The 26,352-nt window shown below is 68.8% G+C and carries 15 protein-coding genes and 1 pseudogene; 2 read left to right on the forward strand and 14 right to left on the reverse strand.

Annotated elements, in window-relative coordinates:
• Positions 1–260: 260 nt before the first annotated feature.
• The 13 genes and pseudogenes from APT63_08540 to APT63_08600 all read right to left on the reverse strand — a co-directional run bounded on the left by APT63_08540 (position 261) and on the right by APT63_08600 (position 19,330).
• Complete coding sequence (locus tag APT63_08540; GenBank protein ID AMA45676.1) at positions 261–1,622, reverse strand: Putrescine importer PuuP; 1,362 nt, start codon at positions 1,620–1,622, stop codon at positions 261–263.
• A 164-nt stretch (positions 1,623–1,786) separates the two neighbouring features.
• The gene (locus tag APT63_08545; protein ID AMA45677.1) at positions 1,787–2,713 is read right to left on the reverse strand and encodes a cation diffusion facilitator family transporter; all 927 of its coding nucleotides are present in this window, start codon (positions 2,711–2,713) and stop codon (positions 1,787–1,789) included.
• A gap of 383 nt (positions 2,714–3,096) precedes the next feature.
• Positions 3,097–4,343 (reverse strand): annotated as a pseudogene (locus APT63_08550) (hypothetical protein).
• A gap of 51 nt (positions 4,344–4,394) precedes the next feature.
• Positions 4,395–4,892 (reverse strand): hypothetical protein, encoded by a 498-nt coding sequence (locus APT63_08555; protein AMA45678.1) that lies wholly within the window; start codon positions 4,890–4,892, stop codon positions 4,395–4,397.
• Between the two features lie 6 nt (positions 4,893–4,898).
• The gene (locus APT63_08560) at positions 4,899–5,636 is read right to left on the reverse strand and encodes a hypothetical protein (protein AMA45679.1); all 738 of its coding nucleotides are present in this window, start codon (positions 5,634–5,636) and stop codon (positions 4,899–4,901) included.
• A gap of 46 nt (positions 5,637–5,682) precedes the next feature.
• Positions 5,683–7,194 (reverse strand): hypothetical protein, encoded by a 1,512-nt coding sequence (locus tag APT63_08565; GenBank protein ID AMA45680.1) that lies wholly within the window; start codon positions 7,192–7,194, stop codon positions 5,683–5,685.
• Positions 7,195–7,216: 22 nt separating this feature from the next.
• Positions 7,217–8,440, reverse strand: a complete 1,224-nt coding sequence (locus APT63_08570) for an ABC transporter permease (GenBank protein AMA45681.1) — start codon at positions 8,438–8,440, stop codon at positions 7,217–7,219.
• The gene (locus APT63_08575) at positions 8,424–9,116 is read right to left on the reverse strand and encodes an ABC transporter ATP-binding protein (GenBank protein AMA45682.1); all 693 of its coding nucleotides are present in this window, start codon (positions 9,114–9,116) and stop codon (positions 8,424–8,426) included. Before APT63_08575 ends, APT63_08570 begins: the two co-directional genes overlap by 17 nt.
• A 1-nt stretch (position 9,117) precedes the next feature.
• Positions 9,118–11,079, reverse strand: coding sequence for a serine/threonine protein kinase (locus tag APT63_08580; GenBank protein ID AMA47827.1), 1,962 nt, complete (start codon positions 11,077–11,079; stop codon positions 9,118–9,120).
• Positions 11,080–11,087: 8 nt separating this feature from the next.
• Positions 11,088–12,095, reverse strand: a complete 1,008-nt coding sequence (locus tag APT63_08585; protein ID AMA45683.1) for a hypothetical protein — start codon at positions 12,093–12,095, stop codon at positions 11,088–11,090.
• Positions 12,096–12,098: 3 nt separating this feature from the next.
• Positions 12,099–14,768 carry a HopL1 protein (discontinued T3SE) gene (locus tag APT63_08590; protein ID AMA45684.1) on the reverse strand — a complete coding sequence of 890 codons (2,670 nt, stop codon included), beginning with the start codon at positions 14,766–14,768 and terminating at the stop codon, positions 12,099–12,101.
• Positions 14,765–17,884, reverse strand: coding sequence for a virulence factor SrfB (locus APT63_08595; GenBank protein ID AMA45685.1), 3,120 nt, complete (start codon positions 17,882–17,884; stop codon positions 14,765–14,767). Before APT63_08595 ends, APT63_08590 begins: the two co-directional genes overlap by 4 nt.
• Positions 17,885–17,896: 12 nt before the next feature.
• Positions 17,897–19,330 (reverse strand): hypothetical protein, encoded by a 1,434-nt coding sequence (locus tag APT63_08600; GenBank protein AMA45686.1) that lies wholly within the window; start codon positions 19,328–19,330, stop codon positions 17,897–17,899.
• A 249-nt stretch (positions 19,331–19,579) separates the two neighbouring features.
• Here APT63_08600 and APT63_08605 point away from each other — a divergent pair, with 249 nt between their 5' ends.
• Positions 19,580–25,426, forward strand: coding sequence for a DNA helicase (locus APT63_08605; protein AMA45687.1), 5,847 nt, complete (start codon positions 19,580–19,582; stop codon positions 25,424–25,426).
• Here APT63_08605 and APT63_08610 read toward each other — a convergent pair.
• Positions 25,423–25,719, reverse strand: a complete 297-nt coding sequence (locus APT63_08610) for a hypothetical protein (GenBank protein AMA45688.1) — start codon at positions 25,717–25,719, stop codon at positions 25,423–25,425. The genes APT63_08605 and APT63_08610 overlap by 4 nt on opposite strands.
• 324 nt (positions 25,720–26,043) lie before the next feature.
• On the opposite strand from APT63_08610, the gene APT63_08615 reads away from it, so the two are divergent.
• Positions 26,044–26,286, forward strand: coding sequence for a hypothetical protein (locus tag APT63_08615; protein ID AMA45689.1), 243 nt, complete (start codon positions 26,044–26,046; stop codon positions 26,284–26,286).
• The last annotated feature ends 66 nt before the right edge of the window (positions 26,287–26,352 follow it).

Here is a 26,352-nt window from a genome sequence, read left to right on the forward strand (position 1 = left end):
ACCAGTGGTCCACCTGCGTGTGGCCGACGGGCGTCGGCAACGGGAGGCTCAGCTTCCTTGGCAATGGGCACGACGGTTCGAGTCCACACGGCCCGGCCCCCGGCATCGCGTTCGAGGCCGGGGAAATCGCTGGAAGGTGGGAGCCTCTGTGCAGAATGACCGTCGCTCGAGGCGTCCGGTTCCAACGCCGCGCAATCGGCAGGCAGGCCCCGCCATCCGTGGCCTGCACGGCCCGTGCCCGAGCCGTCGAACGACGCCGTTCAGCCCGCCTCGGAGAAGTCCGCCACGGCCACCGTACGGCGGAAGCCCGCGGTCAATACGCCCAGGTACGCCACCCCGAGCAGGAACCAGCCCACCCCGATCGCCAGGGTCAGGCCGGACAGGCTGGTCCACAACCACAGGGTCAAGGCCAGGCCCACCAGCGGTACCACACCGTGCAGGCCCCAGCGCCGCGGCTGGCCTGGTGCCGGCGCGGCCAGCAGGTGCGTGCGCAGCACGGCCAGGTTGACCGCGGAGAAGGCCACCAGCGCGCCGAAGCTGATCAGCGAGGCCAGCGTGCCCAGGTCGACGAACAGCGCCGCCAGCGAGACCACCGACACCACCAAAGTGGCGTTGAGCGGTGTGCCGAAGCGCGGCGACAGCGTACCGAACAGCCGTGTCGGCAGCAGCTGGTCGCGCCCCATGCTGTACAGGATGCGCGACACGGCGGCCTGCGACGCCAGCGCCGAGCCCAGGTTGCCGGTGACGAACGCGGCGGTGAAGAAGCTGGCCAGGAAGCCGCCGCCGGCCTTGAGCATCACCTCGTTGGCCGCTGCGTCCGGGTCAGCGAAGTGACTGCCTGGCAGCACCAGCTGGCTCAGGTAGGCCAGGGCGGTGAACAGCACGCCGGCCAGCAGCGTGGTCAGCACGATCGCACGGGGCACGTCGCGGCGTGGGTCGCGGGTTTCCTCGGCCAGCGTCGACACGGCGTCGAAGCCGAGGAACGACAGGCACAGGATCGCCGCGCCCGCCATCAGCGGCGCGAACCCCGGCTGGCTGCCATCGCCCAGCAAAGGGCCCAGGTAGTCGACCGGCGCGGCGTCCAGCGACGCCCAGGACAACGCCACGAACACGGCGATGAACACCAGCTGGGCGCCGACGATCAGGTTGCTGGTCTTGGCCACCGAGCGGATGCCGCCGATGTTGAGCAGGGTGACCACGACGATCGACGCCAGCACGAAGACCCAGGCGGGCACGGCCGGGAAGGCGATGTGCAGGAACAGGCCGATGAGCAGGTAATTGATCATCGGGATGAACAGGTAGTCCAGTAGCAATGACCAGCCGGCCAGAAAGCCGGCATTCGGGCCGAAGGCGATGTGCGTGTAGGAGTAGGCCGACCCCGCCACCGGATGACGGCGCACCATGATGCCGTAGGAAGCCGCGGTGAACAGCATGGCCAGCAACGTCACCAGGTAAGCCCCAGCTGTCCGCCCGCCGGTGATCTGGGTGACGATGCCGTAGGTGGTGAAGACCGTCAGCGGCACCATGTACACCAGGCCGAAGAAGATCAGCGCGGGCAGCCTGAGCACACGGCACAGCTGCGGGTCGGGGAGGGGGGAAGGCGAAGAGGCGCTGTGGCTCATGAGTCGTGTCCCATTCTTGCTTTTTTGTAGGGAAGTGCGCGAAGGCATGGCGTGGCGACGAAGGCATGTCGCCAGGGGCACGCTATCACCGAGTTCGGGCGGGCGTCAGGTTAAACCTGCGTGCACGGCTGCAAGCAGCGCTTGCCCGGCTGCCTGCCTGGCGCCTATTGCGCCCAGGCCGGATCGGTGGTGAACGCGATGGTCAGCCAGCGGTTGGCATCGTCGCCGCCGATGGCCTCGCCGATGCGGTCGCGCAGGGTATCCCATTGTTCGAGGGTCTGCGCGGGCCAGCCGCCGGGGACGATGAAATAGATCTCGATCTGCCGGGCCCGGCCGACCTTGGCCACGTAGGTCTGGTGGCCGATGAAGCCTTCCTCGGCCACCACGCGGGCGGCGATCGTATCGACCTGCTGCTTGAGGTCGGCAGGCGTCAGCATCAGCACGTCGGAGAACGCCCGGTGCAAGGTCTTGAGCGGCAGCGGGACCAGGCAGGCACAGATGACCGCCAGCACCGCCGGGTCGATGTAGGGCAGCAGCCAGGCCCAGGGCGTGTCCTCCAGCAGCAGACCGATGGCGAAGGCCACCAGCAAGGCCGCCGAAATGCTCCCGGACATGATCCAGGTCTTTACGTCCAGGGCGATGAAGTCCGAGCGCAGCGTCTGGTTGGCCTTGTGGGCGTACAGCGTCATGCCCGTGCAGACCGCCACCGCCACCATGGCGTAGAACACCGCGTAGTCGAAGTGCAGCGTCTGGCCACCGTCCAGCAGGCTGCCGATGGCGTTGATCAGGGCATACAGCGAGACGGCGCACAGCAGCGTGCCGTTGAGCATCAGCACCATCGGTTCGAGGTGCCAGAAGCCCATGTTGAAGCGCTCGCCCAGCTTGCGACTGGCCGCGCCAGACCCGGTATGCCGTCCGATCAGCGAGGTCACCGCCAGGGCCAGGCCGCTCATCAGTGCATCGATCAGCGAGTAGAACCCGTCGAAGACGATGGAGAACGAGCCGGACAGCAGCCCGGAAACGATCCCGAACACGGCCAGCAGCACGGTGCAGGCGATCGAGAGCTTGAGGACGGCGGATTCGGTCCACACGGTGGGGAGGTCCTTGTACGGGCGAAAGAAGAGGGGCAGTGCAACGGGGCAGTTTTGGCTGTGCGGGGGGAGGCGTCAATGTGCGTGGTCGCATAGGGTGTTTGCAGGGGTGAAGAGGGGCGATTGAGTGGGGAGGCTATTTGGCACTGCGTTTCGGTCGGAGCGTATAGGCCTGAAGCGACGGCAGGGCGGATTTTACGGGCCCTGCGGGCCCGATCGCGGCACAGGGGCCGCTCCCACACCCGTAGCCCCACCGCGGCGTTGCAGGCCATCACAGCCCCCCTGTAGGAGCGGCCCCAGTGCCGCGATCGGGCCCGCAGGGCCCGTAAAACCCGCCCCGCCGTGCTACCGGCGAACACCGCCCGCCCAGCCTAGCCCCCGCCTCACCGCGCACACTCAGGCTGCCGCGCCACTTCCTCGGTCGCCTGCTGCAACCCCTGCGCCAACGCCTGTCGATCACGCGCCGCATATACCCGCCCACCGGTCGCATCGGCCACGCAGCGCGACAACGGGTTCTCGCTCAGGCTCACCATGTTCACCCGCAACCGCGGCTGGCGCTGGGCGATCTCCCGCGCCACGGCGCAGACGTCCCGGTCGCAGTTGTCCTCGCCGTCGACGAACATCACCACCACCGCATCCTTGTCACGCCCATCGACCTGGCTGGCGGCGCGTTCCAGGCTCGCCGCCAGGGGCGTGGCCTGGTAGGCCGGCAGGCCGTCGACCAGGCGCAGCAGGTCCGTGCGCTGATCGGCCCGGAACAGGCCGTGATCCCGAATGACCTGACAGCCATCGAACGTCAGCACCCGCGTGGCGATGTCCGGGTGCAGCTGCGCCAGCGTCTCGTCGAAGGCCTGCTTGGCCAGGGTCAGGCGCGTGGGCTCAGCCAGGATCCGCAGGCGCCTGGGGTTGTCGGCAGGCAGGCGATCGCCCACCTGGCCGAACCACTCCTCGTCCTGCGCGGTGGCCGACTGGCTGAGGTTCATCGACCCCGAGGTGTCGAGGATCATCACGAAGTCCGGCGCGACCGCGCCCGGCGTGCAGGCGTAGTTGCCCAGGGGTGCCGGAGTCGGCGTCGGCCACCACAGCGCACGCCACCACCACAATGCCCACAGCAGCAACGCCAGCAAGGCCAGCAGCCCGAGCAGCCACCACCCCCAGCGACGCCGAGGCACGATGGGTACCGGCGGCCGCGATGGGGGCGGGCTGACGGGCGGCGCGGGGGTGGTGCCACGGGCCGCGGCGCCAGCGCGCCCCAGCGGATCATCACCGGCTCGTCATTGAGGCTGTACAGGTGCTCCAGCGCCACGGACCCGGTCAGGCCTTCCAGGGCCTGCGCCGTTTGCGTGTCCCCGCGCGCGCCCAGGCGCTCGGCCAGCTGGGCGATGGCCTGCTGGCGTTGCGCGACCCGGGCCAGCAGATCGGCCTGGGCCTTGACGTTCAGTTCCGCGTAGGGCGTGGGCTGGCCTTCGAGCGGGGTCCACCACTGCACACCGTCGCCGTCCCGCCGTGGCTGGCTGAACAGGTGGACGATGCTGGGCGGAAAGTGACGCTCGAGCTGCGTCAGCGTTTCGCCGAGCGTGTCGAGCTGAGCCGCGGTGTAGGGCCCCGCGTCATGGGTGATGCGCTGCATGAAAAGACATCCGGTGGATACCGGGGTCGTGCGACCCCGGTCGAGCGAGTGTTAGTAGCCGAGGCTCATCTGCAAGAGCGAGACCTTCTTCTGCAACGCCTTGAGCTCTTCCTGGCGCGCCTGGACCTGCGCCGGGTTGGCCGCCGGGACGGGCTGCTTGGCCGCGCTGAGCTGGCGTTGCAGGTCGTCGATCTGGCGCTGTACGCCGGCCTTGGTGCCATGCCGGGCCTTGAGCTGGCCCAGCAGACTGTCCATGGAGGCGTTCAACGCCTGTTGCTGACGCTGCTGTTCGGCCAGGGTCTTGCCGGTGGCCTGCTGCTGCGCGACCAGGTCATCGTGCACGCGCCGGAAGGCGGCGTTTTCGGCGCGCGCCGCCTCCAGCGACTGCTGCTGCTGATCGACCTGCTGCTGATAGCCACCGCCCAGGTCGCAGTGCATCTTGGTGAACAGGCTCGGGTCCTGCACGGTGCTGTCGCATTCCTGGGCGGTGCTGGCGCAACCGGCCAGAATCGCGGCGCCGAGCAGTGGCAAAAGGTGTCGGATGTTCATCGTGGCTTATCCCAGGGTGATGGCCGAGCGCTGGCTGTAGAGCCCGTCGACTTCGCGTTGCAGGTTGGCGACCTTGGTGTTCATCTTGGCGATCTCCGCCTCGACGGCCGCCACGTCCTTGCCGGCGCCGTTCTGCCGCTCGAGCTGAGCGGTCTTCTCGTACTGCGTGACCTTGTTGCGCATGTTGCCCACGTCGGCACGCATCTGCTGAAGGTTGGCGTCGATCTCGGCCACCTGCTGGCGCGCGGCCGCCTGGTTCACGGTCTTGCTGCGAATGGACGTGCGCAGGGCGGCGATGCGTTGCTTGTCGTCGTTGATCACCTGCTGCAGCGTGGCGCTGCGCAAGGCCACCTTCTCGGTGTCGGCCTTGACCTCGTCGTTCATCTTCTGCAGGCGCTGGGTGGTGTTGGCGTACTGGCTGCGGCGGTAGTCGTAGTAATAGTTGGCGCCCAGCGCCACGCCGCAGGCACCGATGCCGGCGATGACCATGCAGCCGACCTTGTTGTCGGCCGCCACCGCGCAGGCCAGCATGCCCACCCCGGCCGCGGCGGCGCAGGCGGTCAGGCCGGAACTGGAGAAGAACTTCGCGTCCTGGCCCTGGGTCAGGCGCGGGTCGGTCTTGGCCTGTGAGGTGCCGAACAGGCTGCCGGCGCCCTGGCCGCCCGTCGATTGGGCGCACCCGCCAAGCACCAGGCTCACGGCGAGCACCGCGCACCACCACCGGTTGGGGAAAAGCCTTTTCATGTGTTGCTCCTGCATCGATGTGCGTCAGTCAGTGTCGAAGGGGCGGTCACGGCGTCTTCACGCCCTTGCAGCGGCCCAGCCAGCCCTCGGTGTCGATCTTCTGGGTCTTGAGGTAGCCCTTGAGGTTGCCCCAGTGCGTGCCCAGGAAGGGTTTGAGGTCCTGCAGCTGCGGGTTGCGCGTGAGGATCTCTTCCTGCACCGGCACCTGCTTGGCGAGCAGCGGCTGGGTGTACAGCGTGGCGGCGTCGACCAGGGTGCTGGCGTAGTAGTTGCTCAACTTGTGCAGGCGGTCCTTCTGCTCGTCCAGCTTGCCCTGGCGCATCGGGCAGGTGCTGTCGTCGCTGCCGGCGGCGCAGGTGAGCGCGTAGTTCTTTTGCAGAAAGTCCAGGTAGCGGCCGTCGTCGAGCAGCTTGGTGCACAGGAACGCGCCCAGGTTCAGGCTGGCGCGGATGGCCTGGTCACGGCTTTCCTCCTGCTGCTGGTTGCTGGCACGCAGCTGGTTCTCCAGGGTCTTGAGCTGGTCCTTGAGCGCCTGGTCCTGCACGCCCGAGGCCAACTGGCCGAGCGCCTGCACCGTGGAGCCGTCCGCCTTGCCGGCGCCCTCGGCCTGGCCCAGGGTCTGCCACTGCTGCTCGATCGCCTTGATACGTTCGCGCGAGGTCAGGGCCGGTGCCACCAGTGCCAGGCGCAGGCCGGTGCCCTTGTTGCTGGCGGCATGGTCGCCATCGTAATAGTCGCGCTCCTGGCGCAGGGCGGTGCGCAGGTCGCCCTGGGCCGTGCGGAAGTCCCCGCCACGGACCACGAAGCCACCGGCCTGGCCATGCTGGCGGTCGAGCTTGTTCAGGCGGAAGGGCTCGAACATCATTTCCGCTACGTTGCCGAGCATGTCGTGCAGGCCCAGCGGGTTGGGCTTGAGCAGGCCGGTCAGCTGCGCCTGGCCGTTGGCCGACTGGCTGCCGGCAAACCATTCGTAGGCGCCGATACCGTCGGGCATCGGGTAGCGGCCATCGCGGAACTCTGCGGCGTTGACCTGCAGACCACCGCGCGCGGCGAACTCCCACTCCACCTCGGTGGGCAGACGCAGAAAGCCGGCCACGCCGTCCTCCTTGGGCAATTTGTCCTTGGCGTGCTGGCGCAGCCACAGGTTGTAGCGGTCGCTGACCTGCATCGCCTGCAACCAGCTGACCCCGGTGGCCGGCAGGCGCGTCTTGGTGGCCGGCGTCGGGCATGCTTCGTCGGTCAGCGCCCGGTACTGCAGGTCGCTCATCTCGTACTTGGCCAGCAGGTAGTAGCGCGACTTGGCCGCCTTGCCGTCGGTGAAGCTGCCGGCGACGAAGGCCGGACGGGTCTGCTCCACGTAGCCCCATTCGGCGCTATCCTGGCCGAGCTTGACCGGGTAGTCGTCCAATGGGCCACCCAGGGGCACGAAGACCTTGCGGAACACCATGGCGCCGTCACAGGGCATCGGCAGCACCACGTCGCCCTCGGCCGGCTTGGGGTTGTAGTACTTCTCGTCCCAGCCGGCCTGGGCCTGCAGGCTCACCGCCAGCAGGGGCATCAGGCACAGGACACGTAGCGAGTTACAGTTCACGCAGGCTCTCCGCAGGTTCGATATGGATGGCGCGGGTCGCGCCGATGAGCGCGACCAGGGCCGCCACCAGCAGCGCCAGCAGCAGCGCGGCCAGGGCATGCCAGGGGGTGATGTGGCAGACGAAGGCGCCGGTGGCCCGGGCCCCGCCGAGCAGGTGGTCGAACAGGGCGCTGCCGGCCAGGTAGCTGGCCAGCCCGCCGACATAACCGGTCACGGCCAGGGCCACGGCCTGCAGGACGATGAAGCCGGCCGCCGCGCCGCGAGGGAAACCCATCAGGCGCAGCAGCGCCAGGCTGCGACGCTTGCGTTCGATGTTGGCCAGGAAGGCCCCGGCCAAGGACGCCAGGCAGCCCAGCAGCGCCGCACCGGCGATCACCGCGAAGATCACGCCCAGTACATGGTTGATGGCCTTGACGTTGTCGATGTCGGCCAGGCGGCTGCTGGTCTCGATGTGCTGCGCCTCCAGCCAGCGTGCCAGCCCAGCCACCTCGTCGATGTCGCGGGCATACAGCCGCGCCTTGGCATAGCGCGGCGCCAGGCCGTCCTGAGCGGCGCCGTCGAGGCCACCGAACAGCGGCACCTGATAGCCATCGCGGAAGCGCTCGAGCTGTTGCAGCAGGGTCGGCGTGACGAACACGGCCGGGCGGGCGAAGCGTTCGGCCGGCAGCACGGCGCTCACCTGCAGGCGCAGCTCGCCCCGCTGCTCATGGCCGTCCAGGCGCCGCTGCACGCGCAGGCGAATCCACTGTCCGGCACTGGCCTCCAGGCGCCGCGCCGCCGCCGCGCTCAGCACCGTGGTCGTGGTCGAGGCGGGCACCGGGGCATCGACCAGCAGCGGATCGCCAGGCCCGGTCGGCACCACTTCGGCGTTCTCCACGAAGCGCCCGTGCTCGCCTAGCAGGTCCGCCTGGGTATTGAGCGAGCGCGTCAGGCCGACGACAAAACCGGTCTCCTGCCGTGCGCGCAGGGTCTGCAACCAGGTCTCGTCGAAGCTGCCACTGCCCAGCAGCTTGATCTCCAGGTTGCGTGGGTCGCTCAGCAGCTGCGCCTGCAACTGGCTGACCACCCCATGCTTGAGGCCGAACAACAGCAGCAGCGGCGCGATCACCGCGACCAGCGCCGCCGCCACGCACAGCGACACCTTGCGGTCGTGCCACAGGTCGGCGAGTGCCAGCTGCGTCAGCAGGCGCAGACGTTCAGGCCAGCGTGGCAAAGTGCGTCTCCCCAGGGGTGCTGTGGGCGCGCAGGCTCGGCAGGCCGAAAGCCTCGACCAGGGCCCAGTCGTGGGACACCAGCAGCACCGCCAGGTGCAGCTCGCGGGCCAGCTCCAGCAACAGGCCGAACAGGCGTTTGGCGTTATGCGGGTCGAGGGCGGCGGTCGGCTCGTCGGCCAGCAGCAGGCGTGGCTGGTGGGCGATGGCCCGGGCGCAGGCCACGCGCTGGCGCTCGCCGATCGACAGGGCCTGGGGCAGCTTGTTCAGCAACGGCGCCAGGTTGAGCACCTCGATGGCCCGCTCGGCGCCGGCGCCGAGGCCAGGCAGACCCAGCAGCTGGCGCGGCAGGCGAATGTTCGCCGCCACGTCCAGAAACGGCAGCAGGCCGCCGTTCTGCAGGATGAAGCCCAGGCGCTGCGCGCGCAGCTCGGCCAGGCGCGCCTGCTCACCCTGGGCCAGCAGCGCCGCCACATCGACCTCGTCGAGGCGATAGCGTCCCACCTGGCTGGGCGACAGCAACAGGCCCAGGGCCTCGAGCAGCGTACTCTTGCCACAGCCGCTCTCGCCGGTGATCGCCAGCACCTGGCCAGGGGCCAGGCGCAGCGACGGCAGGTGCACCGCATGGCCGTGGCCAGGCACGCCGCGCTGCACGCTCAGGGCATCGACCTCGAGCATGTCAGGGCATCATTTCCAGCGGCACCGGGTACACGTAGTCACGTGCATCGCTGCCTTCGGCCAGGGACACCCAACGGTCCACGTCGGCGTTGTAGCGCTGGTAGTGGCGCAGCTTGGTGGCCAGGGTGCGGATGAATTTCTCCTGGGCCAGGCCGTCCCAGCTCTTCCAGGTCTCCTCGTCGAGGTTCAGGACTTCGCTGTGGTAGGGCAGGTCGTCGAGGTATTCGCCGAGCACGCCCAGGTCGGCCACCTTGGCGTTGCCGTTGGCCTTGAGCTGGTTGGGATCGGTGCCCATGGTCGCGGCCACGTTGCGCAAACGCTCGAACATGTCGCTGGGCGAGATCAGCCCTTCGTTGGCGGCGTCGAGGATCTGCTTGAGCACCTCGGACAGGTCGCTCAGTTGCGCCTTGGTCAGCAGCACGCGCACGTCGGTGGTTGGCACGTTCTGCTTGATCGGGTCGCGGTCGGCGATCCAGGCCTGGAACACCGGCGGCGCCTGGGTGCCTTGCTGCTCGCCCAGGTAGGCCAGGCGCATGGCGTGACCGATCAGCGCGGCGTCATCGACCAGCTTCTGCTCCTCGGGCGTGGCCTTGGCGTTGAGCGCGCTGCCGATGGCTTCGTCGCCCATGTAGGCGGCCTTGACCTGACCGGTAATGGCGCTGGCCAGGGCATCCACCTTGCGCCCGTAGGCCTCCACGTCGCCGGCATCCACCGGGTAATACAGCGACGTCTGGGTGCCGGCGTAGGTCGACAGCGCCTGGTACTGCGCCTCGGCCCGGGCGTGGTCCTTGGCCCCGGCCGGAGTCTTGAGGTGCAGGGTGTACAGCGCCACGCCCGGGTTGGCCGCCTCGATGCGCACCTGCTCGGCGCTCAGCCCGGTGGACGAGAGCTTGTCGTCGCCGTCCAGCGCCCCGGCGTCGGTGATCAGCACCACGTAGCGGGCACCGAAGGGTTTCCAGTCGATCGTGTCGATGGCCTGCATCACCCCAGCGTAGGCGTCTTCGTCGAAGGCCTTGCTCGACACCTTGGCCTGCTTGAGGTCGGCGACCTTGGCCAGGAAGTCGTCGCCGTCCTTGACCGTGTTGGGGTCGGCGTACAGCTTGGTCAGGTATTCCAGGCCTGGCACCGCCTGGGTGCTGGAGCGGAAGGCGACCAGGCCGAACTTGACCTGGCGGCCCAGGTTCTCCTTGGCGATCTGCGCATAGACCTTACGGATCGCTTCGCGGGTCCGCTCGATGTAGGGGTCCATGGAGATGGTCGAGTCGATCACGAACACCACTGCCGCGCTGAACTCCTTGAGCTGGCTGGCGCTGCTGGCCGCGCCCGCTGCGCCCTGGGCGGCGGCGTTGGCCGGGGCGTTTGCCGCCTGGGCATCGGCCTTGCTGACCGAGGCCACGTCGAGGATGCGCGTGCGAAAGCCCGCTTCGGTCATGACTTCTTCGCCGCTGAGCACCGGCAGCAGGTAGAACTGCTTCTGCAGGTCGATGAAGTACTCCGGCTCCTGGGCCAGCACGCCCGGTGCGGCCTGGCCCTGCTTGAGCTTGGCGCGCAGGGGCGCGATGTGGCTGACCGGGTCGGGTGCGTCGAGGATGCCTTCGAGGGTCTTGCGCTCCTTGAAGAACAGCAGGCGGTCGCGGTTGGCCGGGTTGGTGAAGGCCAGGGTGAGCTGCATGCGCCACTCCACCGTGCAGGCCGCCGGCAGCCAGCCGAGGGTCTTGCCGAAGCTGTCCGGGCCGACCTTGAGCCATTCGGCGTTGCCGGCCTGGCTGCGTTCGTACACGTAGAACCGGCTGAAGGCCGGCTGTTCGGCCCCGGCCGGGGCGCCCGCCGTCGGGCTCAGGTGGCAGCCCGGCGTGGTCAGCACGCGCTGGAACAGGGTCTTCTTGCCGGCTTGCAGCAGCGGTTTGTCGGCGGCCAGTACGGCGCCGTTGGCCAGCACGAGGCCGGCGACGAGGGCGATCAGGCGCAGCTTCACTTCTTCAGGTCCTTGAGGCGCTCGGCGGCCTCGGCATTGTCCGGGTCGAAGCCCTGGATGGTTTCGTACCAGTACACCGCGGTGGCGTCGTCGGGCGCCTTGAAGCAGTCGCTGGGCTGCAGGAACTTGGGGTCGTACTCGTGGGCATAGGCGCTGGCGATGGCCAGGTCGCCGGCCTGGGCGCGGTTGGCGTACAGCCGCTGCGCGACGCCGCACTGCTTGGCCGCCTTGGCCTGGGCGATGGTCTCGAGCAGGGCCTGGCTGCCGGGTGCCTGCTGGATGCAGGCCTGGACGAACTGCAGCTCCGTGTCGCTGGCCAGGGCTTCGCGGCTGCACGGGGCGGCCGTGGCTGCAGCGGGTGCGGGTGCGGGCGCTGGTGCAGCCGATTCGGCGCCCGGCTTGAGCAGCCACCAGGCCAGGGCGGCCAGGGCCAGCAACGCCAGCACCAGGGCGATCCACAGGCCGGTCTTGCTGCCTTTGGCAGGGGGTGCGGGCGGCGGCGCGACAGGTGGGACGACCGGTTCAGGGGCCGGCTCAGGTGCGAGCACAGGCTCGGGCTCGACCACCGGGGCAGGCGCCGGGGCCGGTTCGGGCGCCGGTTCAGGCGTCAGCACCGCGCTGCGTTCGGCCCCTGCCGGGCCGGTGGCCGCCGCAGCGCTGGAGGGCAGCAGGCCATCGGCCAGGCGCAGGACGTTCTCGTCCTCGCCGTCCGGGCCGCGCAGGCGCAGGTTGTAGAGGTTGTTTGGCTGGCTCAGCAGCGGGTCGACGATCTGCGCGCCCAGGGGGCAGGTCATGTGCTCGCCGCTGGCGTCTTCCTCGAACACCTGCTCGAACCAGCAGGGCGTGTTGCTCCAGCGCTGGTCGGCCTGCAGGTAGTGCTCGTCCTGGTTGCGCTGGATGGCGAAGGACAGCGCGCCGCTGTCGTATTCCCAGCCGCGCACGTGCAGCAGGGCACGGCCGGGCGTCGACGGGAGCAAAGGCTGCAGTTTGGGGGTGATGGCCATCGTTTATCTCGCTGTGAGCCGGTTCAGGGCCATGCCCAGTCGTTCGTTCTGTTCGGGGCTGATCGCCAGGCCCTTGCGGTGCCCGGCGTTGTTCTGGGTATGGATCGCCACGCCCGAGATCCAGCTGTCGGCGAAGGTCACTGCCTGGTCCTCGGCCTGCGCCGCCAGCTCCGGGAAGCGCCCCGGCATCGGCCGCTGGTAGAAGGCGAACAGCGGCTCGCGGCTGCCCAGCAGGCTGTTGGGGCGCTGGGCCTGGGGCTCGCCCAGGTGGCCGAACCAGGCACTGAAGTCGTTGAGCACCAGTTGCGCGGTGAGCACCTGGCGCTGCACCAGCGACTCGCGCCGCACGCCGCTCTGGGCCCGACGCAGCAGAGCTTCACTGAGCTGGCGCGGCAGTTCCAGGCGCTCGGCGCAGACCACCAGTTCGTTGACCAGGGCGGCGACCGTCTCGGCCGGCAGGTCGAGCATCTGCAGCACGTAGTCGCGGCGGCTCAGGGTCCGCAGGTGCGCCGCCCAGAGGTCGAAGGCGGCACGGGCGAACCGGTGCTCGTGACTCTGGTATTCGGCGACCACCGGGGCGGGCGCGGCATCGTCGGGCGCCTCGAAGATGTCGAAGTCGTCCACCGGCGCGCTGGCCTGCTCGTTCGCGGCCTGGGCGCTGTCGGCGCTGTCGAAGTCGCCCGACAGGTACAGGTCGCGCAGGGCGCTTTCCGGGACGGCCATGTAGGCCAGCAGCTCACCGAGCAGGTGCTTGCGCTGCGCCTGGCGCACGAAAGGCGCGGCGATGCGGTTGGCCAGCTCCTTCTTCTGCTGGCGCTCGTCTTCGCCACCGGCCTGGTAGTACTGGGCCAGGCGCGGCAGCAGCTGCGCGAGCAGGTCCTCGTACTGCTGGGCGATGCGCTCGAGCTTGCGTGACAGCGGCGTGGCGCGGGCGAACGCGGCGCTGAAGCGGGCCAGGCCGCCGTCGTTGAGGGCAAGCATGGCGTCCCAGGCGGCGTCGGCGTCGGCCACGTGGCGGCGGCTGAGTTCGCTGCCGACGAAGCTGGCCTTGAGCTGCGCCAGGTCGGACTGCTTGTCGGCCTTCAGGCTCAGCTCCTGACGGGTGCCGTCGGCCGTCTTGGCGCTCAGGTCGATGAAGGTGTTTTCCAGGCGCGGCTTGCGCACCAGGTAGGTGTTGTTGAACGGCTGGCTGCCCCATTCACGCATCCACGGCTCGTTGCCGAAGCGCTCGATCAGGGTGAGCTTGAGCATGTTCTCGCAGGCTTCGGGATACTGCGCCGCGGACTTTTCCAGGGCACCGGTGATGAAGCCGTCGCTCATGGTCAACGCCCAGACCAGGCCCGCGTCCTTGCCATCGCGCTGCTGCGGGCTGGCGCCCTGGGTGCGGTCGATCCAGTCCTGCAGGACCTTGCCGACGCTGACCACCTCGCTCTGCTTGAAGGTGCTGGTGCACATCACCAGCGCGTTCATTTCCTGTTCCTGGGTGTAGCGCTCGAACAGGTAGGCGACCTTGCCGCGCAGCAGCAGCTTGGCCACCGGGTTGCCGGCCTGCTCGGGCAGCCTGAGCAGCTTTTCGCGGCTGCGGTAGCCGGGGAAGTCCAGCACGTCCACGCGGTTGACGATGTCGTTGGCCGGCGCGTTGAGCAGGCCGAAGATCAGCTCGCTGGTCAGTGCCGCCAATTGCGCGGTCTGCACCCCGGCCGGCGCGCCCAGCTCGCCGCCGGCCTGCACCGGGCGGACCTGCAACAGGCCGTCGTCGGCCGCGCCCAGCTGGCTGAGGATATCGACGTTCATGATGCTGTTGCTCTGCACCAACTGGCCGTCGCGTTCGCTGACCAATGCGGTGAGCGGCGCCATCACGGTCTGCGCCAGGCCCAGCCGGTGCAGCGCGCCGGCCAGTTGCTCGTAGGTGTCGGTCATCGGCCCCAGGTTGCCCCACAGGGGCGCCAGCAGGCGGGCGCGATCACGCACCGACAGCTGCGGCGCGATCTCCAGCACCCGTGGCCAGTAGCGGGCCGCCAGCGGCTGCACCGGGTGGCGGTAGTGGTGCTCCAGGTAGTCCCACAGCAGCACCAGGTCGTCACGGTCGACCCCCGGCACGGCCGGCCCGGCGACCACATCGGCGAACGGCGCCAGGGCCGCGTCGATGCGTGCCTCGGTGAAGGCTGAATCGAGCTGCTGGTGGTCGAAGTCCTCGAACCAGGCGTTGGCCAGGATGATCGCGATCTCGATCTCGCGGAACAGCCGCAGCTCCACCGGGAAGGCAGGGTCGGGGCTGGATTGGGCATGCCGGGTGAAGCGCGTGACCAGGCCGGTGGCTTCCTTGCCGCCGCCGACCGGATTGACGTGCTCGATGAAGTCCAGCGTGCGCGGGCCGAAGCGGGTTTCCAGGCGGCCTTGCGTGTCGGCGGCCAGGGCCGAGATCAGGTAGCTCTTGCCGGCCTGGGACAGGCCGAAGAAGCCGGCGGTCATGGGCGTGGCGCTGACCCGCTGGAGGCTGCGCGCCAGGTTGCGGGCGCGGTGCAGGTCGCGGTTCAGGCTCGGCGCGCGCTGGGCGATGTCCTCGACCGCCGGGGCGACCTCGGCGATCCAGTCCAGGGCCAGGCCCGCGCCGCTGTAGACGTTGGCCCAGGCCTGGGCGAGCGCGGTGGGTTCAGCAGTCAGCTTGCTCATTTCGGACTCACGCTCCCGCTGTCGAGCCAATAGTTGGAGGCGCCGCCTTCGGCGCTCAGCATGGTGTACAACTGCAAGCGCACGTCCTTGCGGGTGAAGGACTCGCCTTCCACGTTGCTCTCGATGTTCTCGTCGATCAGCAGCTTCTCGGCGACGATCTCCGCCTCGGCGCGATCGCTGTCGGCGGCCTCGACCCGCAGGCGCAGCAGCAGGCACGGCTCACGGCCGTCGCTGGTGCGCTTGTTGGCCAGCTTGCGGGTGCCGCTGTCGGTCAGCTCGATCAGGTACAGCGGCGCGGCCACCCAGCGCTGGGCGGCCAGCTGGCGGTAGCCCAGGCGGGTCTTGCCGAGCACGCGCAGCACCGGCGCTTCCACGTCGGGCGCATGCAGGCGCAGGCTTTCGTTGCCCTGGGCGTCGGTGTGGATCACGTCGCGGTAGAGCAGGTCGTGGTCGATGATCAGGTTGTTCTCGTCGAGCTTGCCGATGTGGCGCACGGTCGAGTACGGCTTCAGGCGCGCGACGCTGAAGTAGAAGTTGGAGATCTTGCGCTGCTCGCTCAGCAGGCACAGCATCGCGCCGACGGCGGCGGTAGTCTTCGGATCGTCGATGCGGCCGTTGCGGTGGAACGGGTACCAGCCGCCGACGCGGTAGCCGTCCATGGGCACGATGCGCCCGGGCGGCAACGGCACCTTGCGCCGCAGGTAGGCCAGCACGCCCGGCAGCCGCGAGGGGCGGCCCGTGATCAGCAGGGCATCGCACGGGTAGTGGAAGACCACCTCGGTCAGGGCGTCGAGTACCTTGCACAGGTTGATCTGGCCCTTGAGGAACGCCTGGTGGATGGCCACCAGGTCCACGCGCAGGCGCACCTGGCCCAGGTCGAACTGGGCGCTGCCGCCATCGGCGCGGCGCACGTTGCTGGCCACGTATTCGCGCACGCGCTCGCCGATTTCGCCGTGGGTGAGCGCCAGCACCTCGGCGTAGCTCGGCTCGTGCACGGTGCACGGCACCTCGGGGTCGAACCGTTCGTACAGCGCCAGCAGGTGCAGGCCCAGTGGTGTGAACACCTGCAGGTTCAACTGCTGGCGCAGCACCGCGTCCTGGGCGCTGGTGCTCTCGTCGCCGCACAGGCGCGAGAGCAGGGCGCGTGGCGCCTGGACCCCGGCCTCGGCGAAGGCCTGCTCCAGCCCCGGCAGGACGAAGCGCTGGATCACGTCGAGCAGGATGTCGTCCCCGGCGATCTTGAAGCTGTCGCGAAAACGCTGCGCCGGCAGGATGGTCACGTTGCTGCCGCCGGAATGCTCGCTGGCCCGCTCCAGGCGGTAGTCGGTGATCACCAGGTCGCTGGTGCCGCCACCGATGTCGATGCTGGCCAGGGTCACCGCCTCACGGTCGGTCTTGTCCGGGCGGGCGAGGGTGTCGAAGAACTCCTGCGGGTGGCCGGCGAAGTTCTCGCGGATCTCGGTGTACAGGTACACCAGCTGGCCACAGGAGGCTTCGTCCCACTCGACCTTGACCTTGGGCAATGGAATGCGCGGCGCCGGGATGTCGTTGCTGGCGCGGGCCTTGGCCGGGTCCAGGTCGCCGTCGTGCCAGCCCATGCACTTCCACACCAGGGCGATGGCCTGCAGCAGGCGGTCGTTGAGCAGGCTGCGCTCGACCTGGGGCATGCCCGGCGGCACGGTCAGGGTCACGCTGGACAGCTGCCGCGGGCGCTGGGTGTGGCCCATGCGCGTGCGTTGCGCCGGGCTGTTGATCTGCACCAGGGCCTGGGTCAGCACCTCGGCGAGCATAAAGGTCATCAGCGAGCTGCGCGAGTACTGCGGGGTGAACGCCGGCAGCCGGTCGTCCTCGTGCTTGAGCTTGTAGAAGGCCTGCCCGAGCTTGGTGACGCGGTGCGAGAACGGCGCCGCCGTGGCCTTCGGTTCGCTGTCGCTGCGCACGTAGGCGCTGTTGAAGCGCCAGCCGTGCAGGTAGGCGTTCTCGTCCCACAGGTAGCGCTTGGGGCTGGACAGTCCGGTCGAGCCTTCGGTGCCCTTGCGCCGCCCCGACAGGCGTCCGGCCTCGGCGCCGACCCGGGCGATGGTGGGCCACTGGAAGGCATCGTGGCGGCCGCTCTGCACCGAGAAGTTCTCTTTGCCGAAGCTGGCCTGGGCGAACTCCACGCGGCTCTCGAACGGCTGGCTGTAGACCTGCTCGGGGCAGGTGAGGTCGCGGATCTGCAGCACGTAGTTGTGCTTGAGGCCGTCGCCGGACTGCCCGTGGTTCTCGATCAGGATGCCGCAGGTGCGCGAGTTGCCCACGTCCAGCACCAGGTCCACCGGGATCGGCGGCTCCAGCGAGGCGACGCCGTTGGCGGCCAGCTTGATGTCCGGCACCGGGAGGCGCGCCGGCGCCTGGGTGTACTGCTCGGGCACCGGGCGCGCCATCAGGCTCAGCAGGTTGAGGTAGTGGCCCAGGTGGCGCTGCTCGTCGATTTCCTCGTCGACATCCTCGCTGGGGCGGGCCTTCTGGCTGTCGCGGTAGACCTCCTCGAGCCACAGGCGCACCCATTGCTGATCGAGGAACCAGCGGCTCTGGCGGGCCTGGCAGGCCAGGCGGAAGCTGGCGCCGGCGTTGATGTCGTCCTGGGTCGGCGCCAGGTACTGCATGCCCTGGCTGCTGGCCATGGCACGGGTGTCGAAGGCCAGCGTCAGGCGATGGGTGTTGCCGTCCACGTCCGGCTGCGCCAGGCGCACCAGGCGCATGCGCGCCCAGTTGGTCGGGCCTTCGTCGAAGCGTTCGGGGGGCAGGAAGCGGAAGAACGGTGCCGGCAGCCACAGGCCATCGAGCAGGGCCAGGCTGCTCTGCAGGCTCAGGGTCAGGTCTTCTTCGTCGACCACGCTGACCAGCCGCTCGTGCTGGCCGGCCTGGCCATTGTCGTTCACCGGGCCGAGGTGGAAGTACTCGCGGGTCTCGTGGTTGAGCAGCAGCCGTGCGATCAGCGTGTTGCCCATGCGCGCGAAGCGTCCGGCGGGCTCCTTGGCAGGGTCGAGCCGGACGGCGAAATCGAGGAACTGCAGGCCGCTGTCGTTGACCAGGTGAACGGTATCTTCGAAGGGGGTGAGCTCGGGCAGCATGAGAGGAGGCCTTTATTCGCGGCGCATGGAAATGGGGAACTGGCTAGAGCCGTAGTGGCCCTGGCAGTCGGCGATGCGTTGCGCGCCAGGGGCGCAGCTCACCGTGGGCATGTCGTAGCGACCACCATCGGTGCAGGTGGCCTGGTCCTGGCTTTCGATGCCCAGCTGGCCACCGCGCATGGCGGCATTGACCGCACCGGTGCAGCTCACGCCATCCGGACGGCGGATGGTGACGTTGCCCTGACCGTTCTCGAAGGCGTATTCCAGGCGCAGCGGCTTGGCGGTACTGGCGTCGAGGATGCCGGCACCGGCGCGGTAGTTGCCGTTGAGAAAGTCCGCCGGGCCTTCGCCCGCATCTGCCGGGATGGTCAGGGGCGGCGCGTTACCGGTCGTGGGCGAAGAGGGCGCGCCCGGTGCGGCCGTGGCCTGGGCATCGGAGGGCGTTGGCGCTGGCGTCGCTGCCGCTTCGGCTGGTGTGTCGGTCGTCTCCGCGGCCGGCACCTGTGGGGGCACGGGTGCCGCTTCATCAGCGACGGGCGATCCGGCTGCATCAGGGGCCGCAGCGCCTGTGTCGGGCAAGGCAGCGCCCGCCGAGGCGCCGGGTACGCCTGCGTTCGCGCCGACGCCGGTGCCGGACGTCAGCGCCGGGGCGCCGAGGGTCGGGGCGCCTGGGCCGGTCACGGCGGGCACCTGCGCGGTGGGGCGATCCACGTGCGGGGTATCGACCGCCAGCGTCGGCAGGCCGAGCTGGGGTGCGCAGCCGCGCAGCAGGCCGAACAGCAGGGCCAGCAGCAACAGCGCCAGCAGCAGCCACAGCCACCACCAGCGGCGCCACCAGGGGCGCGCCCGTTCGACGGGCACGCTCAGCGGCGGTGGGGTGAGCACCGGGGCAGGGGTAGGTTCAGGGGCGAGCGGCGCGGCCACGGGCGGCGGTGTCGGGGCGGGACGCGGCGTCAGGAAGTACAGCGGCTCGCGCTGGCGATCCTGCTCGTGGGCCACGAACCCCCAGAAGGTCAGCACCGGCTGCACGCCCTGGTCGGTCTGCACCAGGTAGACGTGGTCGTCGCTGGGGCAGAAGGGCACCAGGCCCAGCAGCTTGCCAAAGATCACCTGATCACCCTGGCCACGCTTGCCGGCCGACTCGACCAGGCTCGAGGCACTGGTCAGCACCGCCTGGCGAAAGGACTGCAGGCGCTCGCGGGCAGCGTCGCGCTCGGACTCGGTGGCCGCGCGCCAGGCGATCACGTCGCCGGGCACCGGGCTGTACCAGTCGAGCACGTTGCCGTGTTCGTTGCTTTTCGGAATGGCCAGAAAGCGCGACAACTCGGGGTTGCGGCGCTCCAGGGCGGCGATCAGTTGCAAGGCGGCCTTGAACACCGGCTGGCCGGTTTCGCCCATGGCAATGAATTGGTCACTTTTGCCGGTGCGAAGCAGTGCGCCCTGCATGGGTTCGGTCCTTGAAAGAAAGTCAGTGCCATCGATTGGCGAGGGGTGCAGACCTTACTGAAAAGAGGGCCATGGCGTCAATTTGCCAGCGCTGTTTTTTTGCGCGTCAGGCGCCATTTGGCGCGCCCTGCACGCACCGGATCGTCTGCTGTCGATGCCAGCACGGGCTGAGCCATGTATCCTCGCTCGCATTACCGAAACGCCTCCTTTCTGTCAGGACCGCAGGCGTGCCGTTCAAGGAGACGTTGCATGAGTATCAAGATCGAGGCCGTGGTCGCACACAAGATTGGCTTTGCCTCGCACCAGAACGCCGTGCCGCTGTTGCGCGAGCTGGCACTGACCCACGACGGCGAGACCCCGTACCACGACCTGACGCTGACCCTGGACACCGACCCGGCCTGCGTCGAGCCGCGCCGCTGGGTCGTCGATCGGCTGTTGCCGGGCGATCATCTGGTGATCGGCGAGCGCGACCTGCGGCTCAATGCCCAATACCTGGCCGGCCTCAACGAAAGCCTGAGCGCCGAAGTGCTGCTGCGGGTCTGGCAAGGCGAGACGCTGCTGGCCGAACGACGCGTGCCCACGGCGCTGCTGGCGCGCATGGAGTGGGGCGGCCTGAACGCCATGCCGGAGCTGTTGCCGGCGTTCTGCCTGCCCAACGACCCGGCCGTGGACCGGGTGCTGAAAGGCGCCTGCGAGGTGTTGCGCCGCGCCGGCAAGCCCGAGGCCATCCAGGGCTACGAGGGTCATTCGCGCACCCGTACCTGGGAACTGGCCTCGGCCCTGTGGTCGGCGGTGTGCGACCTTCAGCTCAGCTATGCGCTGCCCCCGGCCAGCTTCGAGGCCCATGGGCAGAAGGTCCGTTCGCCCAGCCAGGTCCTCGACAGCGGTCTGGCCACCTGCCTGGACAGCGCCTTGCTGTTCGCCGCCGCACTGGAGCAGGCCGGGCTCAACCCGTTGCTGGTGATGACCCAGGGCCACGCCTTCACCGGCGTCTGGCTGCAGCCCCAGGAATTCGCCCAGGTGCTGACCGACGACGCCTCGGCGCTGCGCAAGCGGGTCGATCTCAAGGAACTGGTGGTCTTCGAGACCACCCTGGCCACCCAGGCGCCGTTCCCCGGTTTCAGCCAGGCGGTGAACGAGGCGCAGCGGCAGTTGGACGACGACCGTTTCATCATGGCCATCGACGTGCGCCGTGCGCGCATGCAGAAGATCCGCCCCCTGGCCGCCGCCACGGGGCCCGAGCCGACGGCGCTGACGCCTGACCCGTCGCCGCGTCCGCACAACGCGCTGGAAGAGGCGCCGGTGCTGCCGGGCTTCGATGTCGACGTCCCGACGACGGCCGAAGGGCCGGCCGACCGGCTGATGCTGTGGCAGCGCAAGCTGCTCGACCTGACCACCCGCAACCGTTTGCTGCACCTGCCCGACAGTGCCAAGGGCGTACGGCTGGTGTGCCCCGACCCGGCGGCCCTGGAAGACCTGCTGGCCAGTGGCAAGCGCATCCGCGTGCTGCCGGTGCCCAGCCTCGACAGTGGCGGCCGCGATCCGGCGCTGTACGAGCAGCAGCACCGCGAGCGTCTGCTCGACGAGGTCGCCCGGCAGGCCTTCGCGCGTGGCGAGGTGCTGGCCAGCCTGGAGAAGAGCAAGCTCGAAGCCACGCTGATCGACCTCTACCGCAAGGCCCGCACCGACCTGGAAGAGGGCGGCGCGAACACGCTGTTCCTGGCCGTCGGCTTCTTGAACTGGAAGAAAAGCCCGGACGACCCCAAGACCTACTCCGCGCCGCTGGTGCTGCTGCCGGTCAAGCTCGAGCGCAAGAGCGCGCTGTCGGGGGTGACGCTGAGCCTGCTCGATGAAGAGCCGCGCTTCAACCTGACCCTGCTCGAGCTGCTGCGCCATGACTTCGAGCTGGTGGTGCCGGGCCTGGACGGCGACCTGCCCGCCGACGAGAACGGCGTCGACGTGACCGGCGTGTGGGACACGGTGCGCCGCGCGGTACGCGATGCGCCGGGCTTCGAAGTGGTCACCGACGTGGTGCTGGGGACCTTCTCGTTCGCCAAGTACCTGATGTGGAAGGACCTCGCCGCCCACGCCGAACAGCTGACCCAGAGCCCCCTGGTCAAGCACCTGCTCGAGCGCACCCCCGGCAGCCCTGGCTTGCCCCGAGGCGACGACTTCCCGCGCCCCGAGCGCCTGGACGAGGTGGTCACCCCGGCGCAGCTGTTCACGCCGCTACCGGCGGACTCTTCGCAGCTGGCAGCGGTGATCGCCTCGGCCGGCAGCCACAGCTTCGTGCTCGATGGCCCGCCCGGCACCGGCAAGTCGCAGACCATCGCCAACATGATCGCGCACAACCTGGCGCTGGGCCGCCGCGTGCTGTTCGTCGCCGAAAAGCGCGCGGCCTTGGAAGTGGTCTACCGGCGTCTGGCAGAGAAGGGCCTGGGCGAGTTCTGTCTCGAGCTGCATTCGAGCAAGGCTTCCAAGGTCGAAGTGCTCAAGCAGCTCGAGCGGGCCTGGGACGTGCGCGACACCCTCACGACCGAGGAATGGTCTCGCGAGGCCGAGCGCTTGCAGGCCCTGCGCGGCCGGCTCAACCAGCTGGTCGAAGTGCTGCACCGCCGGCACCCCAATGGCTGGTCGTTGCACGAGGCGATCGGCCGTACGGTGCGCGACCATCAGCCCAGCACGCCACGTCTGGCATGGCCCGAGGCGACCGTGCACGACCGGCCCGCCTACGAGGCGCTACATGATCTGGCCCGCCGCCTGGGCCTCAACGGCCAGGCCGCCCATGCACTGGCGCCGGTGTTCGCCGGCCTGGCGCAGACCGACTGGTCCAACGCCTGGCAGTCCCAGCTGGTGGCCTGCGCCCGCGAGGTGCCCGCTGCCCTGGACGCGCTGGTTGCGGCCTGCGAGCGGTTGCAGGCCCTGACCGGGCTGGCCGTGCCGGGGGACGAGGCCGCCCAGTACACCCGCCTGGTCGCGCTGGCCACGCTGTTGCTGCGCTGCCACGGCCTGGACCTGGGCTTCGCCTTCGCCCTCGATGCGAGCACGCGCATCGAGCACGCCCGACGCGCCGCCGAGCGCATCGCTCGCTACCAGGCCCTCGGCCAGGACCTGTCGGTGGACTATGCCGACGAAGCCTGTCGTCGCGTGCCGGTGGCCGAGCTGCGCGAGGCGTGGCAGGCGGCCAGTGGCAAGTTCTGGTTCTTCGCCACCTGGGCCAAGAAGAAGGTCGCCCAACGCCTGGCGACCCTGGGCGGTGCCAGCGGGCTGCCGGACGTTCCGGCGGACCTGGCGCTGCTCGAGCAGCAGCAGGCCCTGCTGCAGGAGCTCGACACCCTCGGCGCGACCGTGCAGTCAGTACCGGGCTGGCAAGGCAGCCACAGCGCGAGCGAAACCCTCACCCAGGCCGCCACCCTGGCCGACCAACTGCGCAAGGCGATCAGCGCTCTGGCCGATTCGCCCGAAGCGCTGATTGCCCTGCGCGCCGGGGTACAGCGCGTGGTGGTCGAGGCCAACGACATGCTCGCGCCGGGCGGGCAGATCGCCGCCGCCATCGATACCGTGCAGCAGGCCCAGGCACGCTTCGAGGCGTGTTCGGCGCAGTTCGATCAACTGACCGCCCGCCTCGACGACGCCACGCCCGTCACGCTCGCCGAGCGACGTGGGCTGGCCGACCGGATCGTCGCTCAGGAAGGCCAGCTCAAGGCCTGGTGCGACTGGTGTCGGGTACGCGACCAGGCCCGCCATGCCGGCTTGCAGCCCCTGGCCCAGGCCCTGGAGCAGGGCAGCCTGGCGGCGGACGCCGTCGTCGCCACCTTCGAGACGGCTTACGCCTATGACTTCGCTCGCCAGGGCATCGACCGCGAGCCGGTGCTGCGCACCTTCGTCGCCGCCGAACACATGAGCGACATCGCCACCTTCGGCCGCCTCGACGATGCGCTGGCCGCGCTGTCGGTGCGTTACATCCGCGCCACCCTATGCGGGCACATTCCGGCGAAGAACGACGTGCCCAAGAGCAGCGGCTTCGGCGTGCTCAAGCACGAGTTGCAGAAGTCCCGGCGGCACAAGCCGGTGCGCCAACTGGCGATCGAGATGGGCGAGTCGCTGAACCGCCTGGCCCCGTGCATGCTCATGAGCCCGCTGTCGATCGCCCAGTACCTGCCGGCCGAGCTGCCACCGTTCGACCTGGTGATCTTCGACGAAGCCTCGCAGATCGCGCCCTGGGACGCGATCGGCTCCATTGCCCGCGGTCACCAGGTGGTGATCGCTGGCGACCCGCGGCAGATGCCCCCGACCAACTTCTTCAACCGCGGCGCCAGCGCCACCGACGACGACACCGCCGAGGACATGGAAAGCATCCTCGACGAATGCCTGGGCGCCGGGGTGCCCAGCCACAGCCTGAGCTGGCACTACCGCAGCCGCCACGAAAGCCTGATCGCGTTCTCCAACCACCAGTACTACGACAGCAATCTGATCACCTTCCCGGCTGCGCAGACCCGCGACAGCGCGGTGGAGTGGCGGCGCGTCGAGGGTGTCTACGCCAAGGGCAAGGGGCGCCACAACCAGGTCGAGGCCAAGGCCATCGTCGCCGAGACCGTCAAGCGCCTGACCGACCCGGCCTTCATCGCGGCAGGCCACACCCTGGGCATCATCACCCTCAACAGCGATCAGCAGCAGCTGATCAACGACCTGCTCGACGTCGCCCGTACCCAGTACCCGCAGATCGAACCGTTCTTCCAGGAAAGCCACCCTGAACCGGTGGTGGTGAAGAACCTGGAGACCGTGCAGGGCGACGAGCGCGACCTGATCATCCTCGGCATCGGCTACGGCCCCACCGAGCCGGGTGCGCCGAGCATGTCGATGAACTTCGGCCCGCTCAACAAGGAAGGCGGCTGGCGCCGGCTGAACGTGGCGATCACCCGCTCGCGTCGCGAGATGCTGGTGTTCACCTCGTTCGATCCGTTCATGATCGACCTCAACCGCACCAATGCCCGCGCCGTGCGCGACCTGAAGCACTTCATCGAATTCGCCCAGCAGGGCCCGAAGGCCCTGGCCGCTGCCGTGCGGGGCTCGGTGGGCGGCTACGACTCGCCGTTCGAGGAGGCCGTGGCCGACGGATTGCGCGGCCTGGGGTGGCAGGTGGTGCCGCAGATCGGCGTGTCGCGCTTCCGCATCGACCTGGGGATCGTCCATCCGGACCGCCCCGGCGATTACCTGGCCGGGGTCGAGTGCGACGGTGCCACCTACCACAGCGCCGCTACCGCCCGTGACCGCGACAAGGTGCGTGGGGCCATCCTGCGCGGGCTGGGCTGGAACCTGGTGCGCCTGTGGTCCACCGAATGGTGGGTGGACAAGACCGGCGCGCTGCAACGCCTCGACGCGGCGCTCACCGAGCTGCTGGAAGCTTCACGGGCGGCGCAGGCGGCCGTGGTGGAGGCCGAACCTGCACCTGAGGTGGCGCTGACGTTCCCGGTGCAAACGGAGGAAGAAGACGACCGCGCGCTTGAACCCGCGTCCGCCTGGGTGGCTGACGAGGCTGTCGTCCCTGAGCCGGAGGCGCTGCCCGTGCAGGCCCTGGCGCCTGTCACCGAAGCCAGCACGCCCCCTGGCGTCTACCGCGTCGCCGACCTGAGTGCGCTGGCGGCCGAGATCGACGCCGAGCGTTTCTACCAGGCCGAGTACGACGCGGTGCTGCAACGGGTGATCGCTCAGATCGTGGAGCAGGAAGCACCGATCCGTGACACCGTGCTGGTGCAGCGGGTCGCGCGCGCCCATGGCTTCCAGCGCGCCGGGCGGTTGATCCGTGATCGGGTGCTGGGTCAGGCCGAGCGGGCGCACCATGTTCAGGCGACGGCAGCGGAGGACGTCTTCGTCTGGCGGTCGATGGTAGACATGGAGACATGGGCGACCTACCGCGTGCCAGCCAGCGAGGCCGACGTGCGCGCCCTCGAAGACATCGCGCCGCAGGAGGTGCAGGCAGCGGCGCTGGCGGTCGGCGAGGGGGACACCGTTGCGGAGGTGGCCAAGCTGTTCGGGGTCAAGCGCCTGACCGCAGCGGCGCGGGCGCGACTGGCGCAAAACGGGGGGCGCGCTTAGCAACGGCCCAGCGCGCAGTTTGATCTGCGCTGCCCCTTGCGTACCGACTCGCCTGCGATTGGGGTCGGTACTTTTGGCGTCGGCATCACAGGCACACCTGTCCCCATACCGTGGAGCAACGTCTTTTGCCACGCAATCATACCTTGCTGCATCGACGGTTCGTGAACCCGGAGGACCCAGGTTTTCGTCAAGACGCAGCAGTACGAATCGATAGCCTCGCAGAGGCGAAAAAAGTTCATTATGAGGTCATTCAGATGATCGTCGAACTCCACGACAGAATGCAGGCGGGTCACCTCAGTTGTGTCATGACGGTCAGGATTTCCAAGCCGCTGACTCGAGCCCAGGGAGATGCCCTCAATGCTTAGCGCACCAGTCTCATACAGATTGCATCCAGTGCCTCGGGTAGTGCTGCTGGCACGGTAGGATCGCTTGGCGGGCCATACGTGAGTTCATTAAGCGCTTATGCGGTTGGCAAGAGCATAGGCAGGCACATGGGCAATGTGCTTCCCACGTTTCATGCAGGTGATGTCATTGTGACTTTGGACGCGCAGGTGCAAGGCGGTATAGGTCCTCAGCGTTCTACCCTTTCATTGGTCGTCAAGTCCTGAGAGACCTCCATGCCTGAACTTATCCAAAATCTCATTCTTGTAACGTTCGGTTTCGTGCTCTTGTGGCTTCTCAAACCCTACCCGTTACGCAAGTGGTCAGGGGTTGGTTTGCTGATGGCTGGTGTGGCGGGTCTGTTTACGGCTGGACAAGAACATTGGCTGGGCTTCGAACAGGAGTCGTTGGCCTTATTGGCGCTGTCGGTGGGTCTCGCGCTGCTGTTGACGCGCCGACGCTATGCAGCGGTAGATTGAGATGAGCGGGGATGAGCGCGACCCTAGCCAATACAATCATCCACATGGACCGTGATGCCTGCACGA

Source organism: Pseudomonas monteilii (assembly GCA_001534745.1).
GTDB classification, from domain to species: domain Bacteria; phylum Pseudomonadota; class Gammaproteobacteria; order Pseudomonadales; family Pseudomonadaceae; genus Aquipseudomonas; species Aquipseudomonas alabamensis.